This is a genomic window from Vicinamibacterales bacterium (genome assembly GCA_036504215.1).
Taxonomy (GTDB): domain Bacteria; phylum Acidobacteriota; class Vicinamibacteria; order Vicinamibacterales; family Fen-181; genus FEN-299.
Genome location: DASXVO010000018.1, coordinates 21826 through 34670 on the forward strand (window position 1 = coordinate 21826; position 12845 = coordinate 34670).

Below are 12845 nucleotides of genomic sequence, written 5' to 3' on the forward strand. Positions count from 1 at the left end.
ACCGGGGATGAAGCCCGCACAATCGCGCGGCGGCCATCGGCCGGGCACATCCGCGTGAAGCCATTCTGGGTCAGCGCACTGGATGGGTGGCAGAGATGCCTGGCGAGGAAGATCGCCAGTGACTCGCAGGGAGCCGGCGCAAAGCCGGAGGGTCCGCCGGGAGGGCGGGTGCCTCCCGGCCCGGTGCTCGTCAGGACCCATGGGGCCAACTGAGCTACCTGCCCTTCGACCGAGTGGTGCTGACCAACGTCTCGCGCAGGGAACACCCGTTTCATAGGGTGCGCAGGGCGGGAAGCATGGTCACACGGGTGAGCTCAGGGTTTAGAAGCGGTAGCGGAGGCCGATGCCGACCTGCAGGCCGCCAGCCTTGACGTCGTGAGTCGCGCCGCCCGTTCCAGGCATGCTCAACGAGGCGTAGGTGTACTTGACGTTGAGTCCGGCTGCCAGGACCCGCGTCAACGTGTAATTGGCATCGGCGCCGACGTTGAAACCAATCCCGCGCTTCGACGCTGAGCCGAACGTCGCGGCGAGTGACAGCGCGGTGAACGGCGACCCCGTTTCAGTGGCGGAGATTGTCGAAACGGTGTCTTCGCTGACGCTGAAGATCGAGGGCCCGCCCACGACCGACACGTCGTATTTCTTCGTGTCCATCACCCTGTAGATCGCCTGGATGTGCACGACGGACTCGGTGTGCCCGAGGTCGTTGACCGTGAGGGCAGCAGTGCGAGGCGAGTCGAAGAACAGCGGGTGCGGAATCGAGGCCGTGTAGACCACCGTGCTCGCCTTGGCGAACCGCGAGAAGGATGCGCCCACCGAGAACTTTCCGGAGACGTGCATGCCGCCGCCAACCTCGAAGAAGGCGCCGTTACTGATCTTGCGGGACCCGGTGAACGTGCCCGACTCGTCGTAGAGCGAGAAGGTGCCGGATTCGTCCGTGGTGCGCCCCCCCACCTGAAAACCGCCGGCGACGCTCACGAAGCCACGGTCCGGCTTGTCAGTTCCCTGTGCCGAGACCGCCGACGCGCCCGCCAGCGCAAGTCCGCACACCAACAGCATGGTTGTCGTCTTCTGCATCATCACGATCTCGCGTCTCCAATAGGAAATCCCTACTCTGGCCGTCAGGCACAAAACCGAGTTATGCTAGCACAGGATCGAAAAGTTCCTCTACGAGATACCCGGCCGGCAGCCGAAAGATAGTGGCTGCGATTTGCCCCCACTTAGTGTACAAATGTCCGGTTCCTGGCCAGGGCTGTCTGTTCGGTGGCCCTGTCGCCAGCGGTCGAGATTTGCGCCCATCGTTCGGCCCCAATAGCGTTGCGTTTCATGTGGGAGAGGTTCATGCAGCAGAAGGGTCTCCTTTGGATTGGCGCGGTCGCCCTGGTTGCCCTCGCGGTGGCCTGCGGTGGCAGCGAACAGAAGCCGGTCAGCCCGACGATTCCGAGTGCGTCAACTGCCAGCGGGACCGCCGCGTCCGCCGATGGTTCGACGTTGAAGGTCAATGCTCCGGCGCTCACGTCTCCGATCGGCGGCATCCGCCTCACCGTTCCGCAGCCGACGCTGGCCTTCCAGGCCGCGGCCGGGAAGTACGTGTCCGGCATGGCGCTCCGGTACCGCGTCGAACTCCAGAACGCGGCCGGCACAGTCGTTGAGACCCAGACCGGGTCAGCGCTGTCGTACACGGTCAAGTTGGGCCTCGACGTCGATGTGATCTACAAGTGGCGCGTGCGCGCTGAACTCGAGGGTGCCTACGGTCCCTGGTCGGCCACCGAGACGTTCCGATCGATGCAGATCCCGACCGGATACCTCAAGGGCAACGAACTGTACGACCCGCTCAACAACGGCAAGACAATCGGCAAGATCATCGGCTCGTCTACCTGGATCCCCGGGGTCGGCCTGCGACTTGACTCAGACGAATCCTATGTCGAGTACCAGTTGCCGCAGACGTGCTCAGAGTGCGAGTACTCGGCGCTCATCTCGGGCCTCTCCGTCGTGAGCAGGACCGAGGACCCGAAGAACCGCGTGATGACGATGCGCGAAGGCACCTACGGCATCAACGACAACCCCTACCGCATGAGCCTGGACAAGCGGGGCAACGGCGCCATCGCATGGCGGTTCATCTCGGGCAACAACGCGGCGGGTCAGTACATCGAGACGACGTCCTCCCAACGAATTCCGTACCCGTTCCACGAAGACCTGACCTACCTCTGGAAGGCGACGTGGACGGGCGGCACGTTCCGCGTTCAGGTGCTCGAAGGCGGCGCGAATGGCCAGTCGATGTACGACGTGTCCAGGAGCTACAAGGGCATTTACCAGCCGTCGCCGCACATGATCTACGCCGGCTCCCCGTTCTCCAGCGGTGACCGGGGCGACCCCTCGACCGTCGTAGGCATGATCATCCGGCAGATCTGGGTGTCCCCGAATCCGCGGCCGGCGTGGGCCAATCAGTAGGAACCGTCGACTCAATCAGGGTGGATGCACGATGAAGGAGTTCACTTTGGCACGCGGAAACAGAACAGGTTGGTGGATTGCGGTTTCGCTCGCGATCATCGCCGGTGTGGTGATTGGGTGCGGGACGAACAGCCCCTCAGTGGCGACGAGCCCGACCGGCACGATAGGCGCGCCGACAATCACTGCGCCGACCGATGACCAGCAACTCGACACGGTCAAGCCGACGCTGACCGTCAGCAACGCCGGCGGGTCCGGCCCGGCCCGGACGTACGACTTCCAGCTTGCGGACAACGCGGCGTTCTCGCCGGTGGCGGTCTCGAAGCTGAGCGTGCCAGAGGGCTCGGGGACGACCAGCATCACGCTCACCACCGACCTGCAGCCATCCACGCGCTACTACTGGCGCGTTCGACTCGTCGCAGGCGGCACGGCCTCGGATTGGGTGATTGGCAAGTTCCGGACGAAAGTTGGCGGCTACAACCGCGCCGGCGAACTGTTCGACCCGCTGATCGAGAACTTCACGATCGGTGAACGGTTCGGCAACACCACGTTCGTGTCCGGAAAGGGCATCCGGCTTGGCGACACTCAGTCCTACGTGCGCTATCAGCTTCCGCAGACGATTTCGTCCGGCGAGTTCTCGATGGAGGTCGAAGGGCTGGCGCCAAACGGCCCGGGGCCGAAACTGAACATCTTCTCGATGGCCCAGAGCACCGGCACGGTAACCGGCAATAGCTACGAGGCGACGGTGCAGTACCGGGGTGCGCCCGGCAACCCGGACAACTGCATCTCGTTCAAGGCGGTGTGGGGCAGCTCGGCCTACAAGCTCGAGCCCGACATCGGTAAGCGCAACGATTCAGTGATGTACCTGAACCCGACGACCACCTACTACTGGCAGGCTTCGTGGACGGCGAATAGCTTCCGCGTGCTGGTCAAGGCGGGTGGCATCAACGGGTCGGTCATCTACGACTACACGATCAACGCGGCGGGCGGCGGACCGTACGCGCCCTCCCCGCACGTCGCGTATCTGGGCTCCAACGCCGGGGCGCTGGGCACGGACACTGGGTCGTTCGCCGGCGCAACAATCCGCAACGTCTGGCTGAGCTCGCGGCCGCGCCCGGCCTCGCTCGGCGCGGGAACGCAGATCGGACGATAGCCGCCTCAGGCCCTGCGCATCCGCGCAGGCTCTCAGACTTGGCGTGGGTGGTCGCCGGAACGGCGACCAGCCACGCGCTTGCCCCCAACGCCTTCCATCCTTCCCACGCTGTATCCGTGAACGCCGATCGACCAAGATCGCGACAGCGCGGTTCGGCTGCCGAGCCGGATCCATTCTTCCCCGTTTCCTGCTGAGCTGAGGACGGAGCTGTCGGACAGCTTCCAGTTCTGTCATGCAAGTGGGCCAGCGGCCTTCGATTGCGGGCAGAACGTGCCGATGGTTCCATTTGGCACGTGCCCTGCAGGCGTGAACGACGATAACCCTCGTCTATTCCAATTCCCGGCCCCCGCAACGACGACCGTCGCGGTCGCTATGTAGGAGTGTCCTGTGGCCACCCTTCGTCTCTTCGCGCCGGACCCACCGTGCGAGGCCGTGCCCAATGCGGATGAGGTGCTCCGCTTCCACGCGTGCGAACGGCATCTCCACTGGGCGCTCGCAATCCCGTTTACGATTTGCTACCAGACCGCGTTGATCCTCGTCCTGGTGTACAACGCCCACCCGGGCCTTCCGCTGCGCCAGGTCGTCTCGTTGATCCACCGCACCTCGGGCGTGTGCCTGGCGTTTCTGCCTCTGCTGGTGGTCCTCTGGCACCGCCGGGAATTTCGTATCCACCTGCAGAACATCCACGGAGCGTGGCGCTGGACACTTGCCGACCTGAAGTGGCTCGTGCTGATGGGTCCGGCTGCCATCAGTCGACGCGTGTCACTGCCACACCAGGGGAAGTTCAACGCCGCCGAGAAGATCAATTTCATGTTCCTGATGGCGACCTACCCCGTGTACATCGTCACCGGGTTCACGATCTGGTTCCTGAAGCCCGCGTTCGTGTCGTGGCTGGTTCATTTCACGATCGCGGCGGGCGCGACGCCGCTCGTCTTTGGACACATCTTCATGGCGACGGTCAACGCGGATACCCGCGCCGGACTCAAGGGGATGATCACCGGGTTTGTCGATCGGCAGTGGGCGCGCCACCACTACCGGCTCTGGTACGACGAAGTGCACGGCAGTTCGAGCGACACGGTGGCGGCCGATGCGGCCCTGCCGGCGCTGGTCCCGCCGGTCACGGCTGCCGAACCGGAACCAATCAGGCATCAGGCGCCGGCCGCAGATCGCGGACGGGCCGCTGGGCCTGGCCAGACAGCGAACCCGTCGTTCGCGGCGTAGGAAGACGCCGACACGACTTGAACCACAAAGACACCAAGGACACGAAGACGTGTGCGCAGAGGCCTCCGGGACACACCGCGTTCCGTGTGGCCCTTGGGGTTGTTGGTGACCTTGGTGGTTGGTAGGTCCGATTCGTGCGTGGGCGGCACGTCCCCGCGCGCGGGCTGCTAGCGCGCTTCGGTTTCCTTCCGTTCTGGCGTCGGGGCGGGCACGGTGGGCTCATCGCCGTTGTCGCCGCGGCGCCGGCGGGGACGGATGTCGTAGCGCTTGATCATCTCGTTCAGCGTGGTCGGCTTCAGGTGCAGCAGCTCCGCGGCTTTCTTCTGCACTCCCCCTGCCGCTTCGAGCGTCGACTCGATCAACCGCCTCTCGAAGTCGGCCGTCACCTCGTTGAAGAAGATGCCCTCGGGCGGCAGCGCGAACTGCGGCATCTTGAAGATCGGCCGGTTCCTGACCTGATCGGGCACCAGGTCATCGCCAATCATCGCGCCGGTGGACAGCACGACCGCTCGCTCGATGACGTTCTCGAGCTCGCGCACGTTGCCTGGCCAGTCGTATTCCATCAGCAGATCGAGCGCGGACGGCGCCAGCTCGATGTCGCGCTTGTCGTTCTCCTCGCCGTACTTGTTGAGGAAGTGCTGCACGAGCAGCGGGATGTCCTCCTTGCGTTCGCGAAGCGGCGGCAGCTGCACGGTGATGACGTGGAGCCGATAGTACAAATCCTCGCGGAACCGCTGCTCCTCCATCATCTGCCGGAGATCCACGTTCGTGGCGGCGATGATGCGGACGTCGACCTTGATGTTCTCGACACCGCCGAGCCGCATGAACTCGCGTTCCTGCATCACGCGCAGGAGCTTGGGCTGGGTCTCGAGCGGAACGTTCCCGATTTCGTCGAAGAAGATGCTGCCCTTGTCGGCCATCTCGAACAGCCCCTTCTTCGGGTAGACCGCCCCGGTGAAGGCGCCCTTGACGTGGCCGAACAGGTTGGACTCGAGCAGATCCGGCGGCAGATTACCCGAGTTCACCGTGACGAATGCGCGCGGGGCGCGCGGGGAGTTCGAGTGGATGGCCCGTGCCACCAGTTCCTTGCCGGTCCCGCTCTCGCCGCCGATCAGAATGGTCGATCGACTCGGCGCCGCCTGGATGATCAGGTCGAACACCTGTCTCATCCGCTCGCTACGGCCGATGATGTTGCCGAACTTGCTGTAGCGTTCCTGGAGGTTCTGCTTGAGCGCGCGATTCTCGGCGACCAACTGCCCGCGCTCGATCGCGTTGCGCAGCACCGCCAGCACTTCGTCGTTCTTGAACGGCTTGGTGATGTAGTCGAACGCCCCGCGCTTCATCGCGGCAATCGCGGTCTCCACGGAGGCGAACGCGGTGATCATGATAACGGCGATATCCTCGTCGAGTTTCTTGATCTCGTCGAGCATCGTCAGACCGTCCATGCCCGGCATCATCACGTCCACGATCGCGGCGTCCACCGGGATCGCGCGGGCGATGTCGAGCCCCTCGACGCCACTTTCGGCAAGACGAACGTCGTAGCCCTCGCGCGTCAGCAGCGCCTCGAGGATCTCGCGCATGATCTCTTCGTCGTCGACGACGAGTATCGTTCCGTTACGGGGCATCAGCTATTCTTCCGTTGGTGACTACATGGCTCGCACGGGACGCGAAGACGCCGCGGCTGCCGCCACGGGGAACGCGAGCGTGAAGCGCGTGCCTTGCCCGACGTCACTGTCGCAGGTAATCGTGCCGTCGTGCTCGCGCACGATGCCGTAGGTGATGGAGAGGCCGAGGCCAGTCCCCTGTCCGATGGCCTTGGTCGTGAAGAACGGATCGTAGATTCGGGCCAGGTGCTCGCTCGGTATGCCGGCGCCGGTGTCCGCGACCTCCGCCACGGCTGAACCGTCGGCGATCTTCGTGGAGATCGACAGCCACCCCCCCTTCGGCATCGCGTCGCGGGCGTTCAGGAACAGGTTCAGGAACACCTGCTGAAGCTTGAACTCGATGCCCATCACGACGGGACCCTGTGTCGCCATCTCGCGGCGCACCTGGATCCGCGCCACCTTGAACTGGTGCTCCAGCAGCGACAGCACGTCGTTGATGACGACGTTCAGGTCGACCGTCCCCCGCCCCGCGCCGGCGGCCACCGGGCGAGACAGGTTCAACAGCCCGTTGACGATCTTCGCCGCGCGGAACGTCTGGCGTTCGATCTTCTCGAGCAGCCGCGTCTTGGGATCCTGAGGATCCGCCCCCTCGAGCAGCATCTGCGTGAAGCTCGAGATGCCGGTGAGCGGCGTATTGACCTCGTGAGCCACGCCGGCGGCCAGGAGGCCGATGGAGGCCATCTTGTCCGAGATCTGCAGCTGTTCTTCCAGTTGGGCGCGGGCCGTGACATCGTCCACGATGATGACCGTCCCGCTGTCCGATCCTGAGCCGGACAGCGACTGCAGCGGCACGGTCGTGACGTTCACGAGGAGCCGGTTGTCGTCCGACTGATCGAGCCGCCGTCCGGGCAGCGTGTAGCGATAGAGGCTGCCGCCTTCCGGCGAGCGGGCTCGCATCGAGCGCACGGCGTCCACGAACGCCGGATCGAAGAGCTCGTCGAGCCGCTGGCCGACGGCCTCGCCGCGCAGCACGCCATACAGTGTTTCGAGCGCGCGGTTCCAGCGAACGACCCGGTCGTTCACATCGACGACCGCGAGGCCGGCATCGAGCGACTCGAGGACGCTCTCGTTGAACTCGCGCATCCGGCCGACTTCCTCGGCCTTGACCTGCAGTTGACGGTACAGCCGCCCGTTTTCGAGCGCCGTCGCCGCCTGCCCCGCAACCACGGCGAGCAGCGCGAAATCCTCGCTGTTCAGAGGCTCGGCGCGCGGCTTGCGCCCGAGCGCGAGCACCGCAATCGTCGTCTCCTTCGAGACGCAGGGGATGAAATAGTACAGCTCACGTTCACGCCAGGGCTCGAGTTCGTCCGGCGGGATGCTCCGCGTGGTCGCCGCCTCGTCGAGGCCAACGACCTCTCCCCCCGCCAGCCGCGATCCGAGCGCGGAATCGCGTGCAATCCGGATCGGCTCGTCGGCGAGCCCCACGGACCGGATCGCCGAGAACTGGGACGACCGTTCCTCGCCGAGCAGGAGCGCCATCCGTTCCACGAGCAGCGTCTCGGTGACCCGCGCGACGATGCGGTCCCCGAGGCGATAGAGGTCGAGGTCGGAACTGAGGTCGCGCGCAAAGCCCACGAGCGCGCGACGGTAATCGTAGCGGTCCCGGTAGAAGGCACGATCGACGGTCGCCTGGATGGCGTTCTTGAGCGGTCGCGCGAGCAGCACCACCACCAGCGTTGCCAGCACCGCGATCACCGAGTTGTGCTGGTGCGAGTCCTCCAGGAACATCCACCCGGCCAGACGCAACAGCACGGCGTAAATGGCCGTAATCGCCGACAACGCGGCCGCCCACACCATGGCCCGCTTGATGATCACCTCGACGTCCATCAGCCGGTAGCGGACGATCGCCGAAGCGAACGCGAGCGGGATCAGACTGAGCGGGATGGACGACAGCTCCATCGGCAGCGACGGGCTGATGCCGAGCGCAAACGGGATCGCGTACCCGAACGCGAACGGCAGGCCGCCGAACACGGTCCCCCACGCAATCCATCTGAGCTGGCGGCGCGCGGTCAACGAACGGACCTGGCCGAAGGCCTTGCCCACGACCACGAGCCCGCCGATCAGGCACAGCGACAAGTAGAGCGGCTCGTACGTCTCCAGGCTCTGCACGACACCGGTGATGTAGAAGCGGGCGTCGCGCGTCGCCCGGGCGATGGCAATGACCCGGGCCGCTCCGAGCATCAACGCGGGGAGATAGACCAGCGGCCAGAGGCGGCTGCCGAGCGGGGTCTCGACCCAGTTCCGGGGCCGTTCGGGGAAGAACAACGTGAAGTGCAGGAACAGCGGCGGCAGAAGCAGGACCGACGCCGCATTCACCCAGTAGATGACCCAGTCGAGGTGGTCGAGCCGGCCGCTCGACGACAACGCGGAACAGCCGAAGAACGCGCCGGCCAGCCAGAGAAAGTGCAGGGTCGCCGGGTTGCCCGGGCGCCGGAGCCTGACCGCCGCGCCGACGAACAACGTGAAGATACCGACCACGGCCAGCGGAAGGTACAGGCTTCCCTTCCCGCCGGGCAGCGCGGCGAGCCTGAACTCGAAGGCCTGCTGGCTGCCGAGCCGCAGGATGCGGTAGTTCGCCGACTGGCCGTCCTTCGCACGGTGCAGCCACTCGGTCACATCCGCCGGACTGTCGACGGCCTGCCCGTCAATCGCGTCCAGCACGTCGCCTGGGCGAATGCCGGCCGCGTAGGCCGCACTGCCGGGCGCGACTTCCCTGGCCACCAGTCCTTCACTGGCGGCCATCCACAGGACGCCATCGTCCGCCTCGTGCCATTTGGCACGGCTGACGATGTTGGCAATGCCAAGACCGAGGAGGGCGGCAACGATCCCGAGCGTCAGCAGATTCCGGCTGGTCAGAGCCCAGCCCGGCCAGCGCCAGCCGGCGAAGGGAACTGCGGTTGCCGTCTTTCTCTGCTTTCTCATCGGACGAAGGCCAGACGAAGGGCGATGCCTGGACGAGATAGCAATCGGCATACCACGAACCGGATCGCGCCGTTCGCCGCTAAGTGTTTCGATTACAGTCATCTACAGTCTGTATCCGAACCGCACTTGGACCCTAATCCAACCTCGTGGATGACTCATCCAAAGAGTCGAATCGCATTGCGGACGAAAAAAAAGCGGGCCGGTCGGCCCGCCTGCTTCCCGCCCCTTGGATATCGCTCCGGGAGAGATTTCCCGACCCTGCTCAGAACCTCACCAGCACGCCGCCGACGATGCGGGTGGGCGGTCGGACCACGAGCAGTTCGTCATAGACGGACCCGTCGCGCGACGGGTCACGGAAGAGGTTCTTGACCGCCACCAGCACCTGCCACTGTGCGGAGGTGAAATCGAGGAACGGGAGTCGCTGGGTCACCTGCACGTCGAAGCGGCTGTCCAGGCCTGTCTTGAGTGCGTCGATGTCGCGGCGAGCGAAGCCCGTGTTGATCCGGCAGGCGATGAACACGCGCGTGGCGGTGAGCGGGATGTCGGTCTCGACTGCTGTCATCAGGTCGTGGAGCCGCTCATCCTGTCTGGGTTCTTCGCCGAAACCGGGAAGGAACGAGCCGCGCCGGTCGACCGACGCCATTGGCAGCCACCTGGCCGTTGTCATCTGATATGCGACAGAGCCACGGAAACGGGACGTGAGCGCGTGCGAGAGCCCGATACTCCAGCCCCGCGCATTCACCTCGCCAGCATTGCCGACCGAGTAGTGCCGGCCGTCGAACGAACTGGTCAGCCCCACGTCGAACAACGCCAGTTGCTGGTCGGAGGTCTTCTGGTAGAAGCTCCGGAACGCCAGGGTGAGCCCGCGCACCAGATCGCTCTCGATCCCGAGCTCGACCTGCCCGGTCCGCTCGGCAACCATCGGCGCGTCACCGACGAACGTGCGGTCGGGCGGAACCCACATGCCGACGGTCAACGGCTCGAGGAACTCCTCGGCGCCGGGCGCCAGCATCCGTCGCGAGAGCCCGGCATAGACGCGAACCCGTCTGACGGGAACGACCGTCACGCTGACGCTCGGGCTGAGAAGGCCCGCACCCGGGAGGTAGTCGTACCGGGAGTACCTGGCGCCGTAGTCGAGCGCAAGGCGCGGCGAGAACACCCACCGCCCCACACCGTAGATGGAGCCTGCGGACCTGCCGAGGGCATCCCGGCCCGAGAGCGGCGACCAGCGCTCGGAGGCCGAGTCGTACCGCTGAGCGCTGTAGGAGAACCCGACGTCGTAGACGTGCGGCGACGGGCCGCGGTTGTGGTAAGCGGCCGCGAGGAACCAGGCGCCCAAGTCGGGCTGGGCCATGACCCGAGCCGACCAGTCACCGTGGTGCCACAGTGGGCCGGCGAACGAGAAGTAGGCCGTGCTCCGAACGATGTTGTCGGCGGTGGTGACCGTGGCGGGAACGCGATCGAATGAGCCCGACGTCAGCAGATTCACCTGTGCAGTGATCGGCAGGTCCGTCAGGAACCGCGCGGACGAGTCGAGCGCCCTCCCGATCGCGGCTGCGGTGGTCGCGGTGGTGTCGGGGTCGGAGGCCGCGTCAATCGCCGCCCGCTCCGTCGTTTCCTTGAGGATGCTGCGCTTGAGATGGCGCAGACGCCAAGCCTTCTCGCTGTGGTCATCGCCAGCCGCGCTGTCCCCGGTCGGGGGTTCGATGGACAGCGGATCGTCGCCGGTGGCCAGGCCGGCGGCAAGCATCTGCGGCGGCGACGTGGCGGCCTTGATGCGCAGCAGCGTCACCGAGAACCGGGACGGCGCACTCGGACGCACCTCGACAAACTGCCTGCGGGAAGGCGAGAACCCGGTGAGGTGGGCGCGCACCAGGTACGCTCCGGGCGGAAGCGCCCGGAGCGTGAACGAGCCACGGCGATCGCTGACCGCCACGGCACTGGTCGAACCGAGCGCAGAGATCATCGCTCCCGCGAGCGGAACCCCGCGCTCGTCCACCACGACCCCTTCGATGTGGCCGGACGCCGCGCGCGCAACGCGCCGCCCGCGGTCGTCCGCACCGGGACGAAGACCGTCGGACTGCGCGAAGACCAACGGGGTCGCCCCCACCAGCCCCACGACGACCGTCGATCCAACGAGCGTGAAGAGGCGGTTCATATACTGGCCTTTGTGGCTCACGACGTCATTGCCGTCCGGGCAGGCCGCACCGCGGACGGCCCGTCGTCAACCTGCAACCACTGTGAACGTCGAGTTCTCGACCTTCGACTTGCCGGTGACCTTGTCTGTCACCTTGATCTCGAGCCGGTACTCCCCTTCGGGGAAACTCGTGAGCGGCACCGACAGGCCACCGACGAGCTGATGCCCGGCGTTGACGTCGAACTGCGGCGGCAGCGTCTGCGCGTCGAAGTTCTGCGGATTCGTCTTGTTGAAGAACTTCTCGGCGCCGTCTTTCTTCGTGTAGAAGTTGTAGTCGACCGTCACGTTCGGCTTGTTCGACGTCTTGTCGATGCCGTTGTTGTAGACGAGGAACAGGATCGAAAGTTCATCCTTCTTCGTGAACTTGTTGTCGGGCGATGGCGTGAGCCGGGTCAACCCGAACACGTACGGATTGGCGGAGATCTCCGCCTCGGGCAGCGCCGCGGTGAGTTGCTCGGTCTTGCTGGCAATCAGCACAGAGCTGGTCGCAAGCTCGTCGTTCCAGTAGTTGGGTACGGTGACCGCCTGCTTCGCCACGACGGTGCGCGGCGGCGGCGCCTTCTTGTCCTTGCTGTTCGCGGACCGCTCACGGACGAGCACCGACACGTCGTACTCGCCTCCGGGCACCGAGAACGCGCGCTGCAACCGATACGGCTGACCGGCTTCCGGAGCCTTCAGGTCGAGGAATCGAACGTCCTCGAACACGTACTCGACCTTGGCCGGTTCCTTCTTGGCCTTGTCGTCCTTCTTCGCGTCCGCAGCAGCGGGCGCGGCCGGAGCGGCTGCCGACTTGCTGGTGACGCGGATGTAGTAGATCACCGACGGGGTCGTCAGCTTGTCGATGGCGATCGTGAAGGGCACGAACGTGCGCTGATCCCGGGCCTTCAGCGAGTGGTTCTGCCAGGTCAGCGTGAGGTCGTTTGGCGCCGGCTGGCCCGCGGCCACGCCGTCCACGGTCTGGAGGGCGGCAGCGATTTCCTGCTGCTGCTGCTTGTCGAACTTCCTGTCATCCTTCTTCTTGTCCTGCGCGAACGATCCGGCAGCGGCCACGAAGAAAAGGGCGGCGATAAGAGCACTGGCGACGGCCAGCACCCGGGCACGGATATGCATGACGACTATACTCCCAGTCTCCGTCGAAATGACGAACATCTGTCGGATCATAGTCGCCTCCAGACTGGAAAGTCAAAACCTCCCACCCCATCGGAACCGGGTAGAAGCCGGCGCGTGCTATGATGACGAATTC

8 protein-coding genes are annotated in these 12845 nt (G+C 65.3%); 3 read left to right on the plus strand and 5 right to left on the minus strand.

The window, feature by feature from the left end; all coding sequences use genetic code 11:
- Positions 1-321: 321 nt before the first annotated feature.
- On the minus strand, positions 322-1077 hold the full coding sequence (locus tag VGK32_04330) for an outer membrane beta-barrel protein (protein HEY3380969.1): 756 nt from the start codon (positions 1075-1077) through the stop codon (positions 322-324).
- A 261-nt stretch (positions 1078-1338) separates the two neighbouring features.
- On the opposite strand from VGK32_04330, the gene VGK32_04335 reads away from it, so the two are divergent.
- The 3 genes from VGK32_04335 to VGK32_04345 all read left to right on the plus strand — a co-directional run bounded on the left by VGK32_04335 (position 1339) and on the right by VGK32_04345 (position 4819).
- A complete protein-coding gene (locus tag VGK32_04335) occupies positions 1339-2448 on the plus strand; it encodes a fibronectin type III domain-containing protein (protein ID HEY3380970.1) in 1110 nt (369 codons plus the stop codon).
- Between the two features lie 31 nt (positions 2449-2479).
- Complete coding sequence (locus VGK32_04340) at positions 2480-3598, plus strand: hypothetical protein (protein HEY3380971.1); 1119 nt, start codon at positions 2480-2482, stop codon at positions 3596-3598.
- 387 nt (positions 3599-3985) lie between these two features.
- Positions 3986-4819 carry a cytochrome b/b6 domain-containing protein gene (locus VGK32_04345; protein HEY3380972.1) on the plus strand — a complete coding sequence of 278 codons (834 nt, stop codon included), beginning with the start codon at positions 3986-3988 and terminating at the stop codon, positions 4817-4819.
- 167 nt (positions 4820-4986) lie between these two features.
- Here VGK32_04345 and VGK32_04350 read toward each other — a convergent pair whose 3' ends face one another.
- From VGK32_04350 to VGK32_04365, 4 genes are all read right to left on the minus strand, one after another.
- A complete protein-coding gene (locus tag VGK32_04350; GenBank protein HEY3380973.1) occupies positions 4987-6444 on the minus strand; it encodes a sigma-54 dependent transcriptional regulator in 1458 nt (485 codons plus the stop codon).
- A gap of 21 nt (positions 6445-6465) precedes the next feature.
- Positions 6466-9405, minus strand: coding sequence for an ATP-binding protein (locus VGK32_04355; GenBank protein HEY3380974.1), 2940 nt, complete (start codon positions 9403-9405; stop codon positions 6466-6468).
- Positions 9406-9667: 262 nt separating this feature from the next.
- The gene (locus VGK32_04360; protein HEY3380975.1) at positions 9668-11563 is read right to left on the minus strand and encodes a TonB-dependent receptor; all 1896 of its coding nucleotides are present in this window, start codon (positions 11561-11563) and stop codon (positions 9668-9670) included.
- A gap of 66 nt (positions 11564-11629) precedes the next feature.
- Complete coding sequence (locus VGK32_04365; GenBank protein ID HEY3380976.1) at positions 11630-12712, minus strand: hypothetical protein; 1083 nt, start codon at positions 12710-12712, stop codon at positions 11630-11632.
- Positions 12713-12845: the final 133 nt, after the last annotated feature.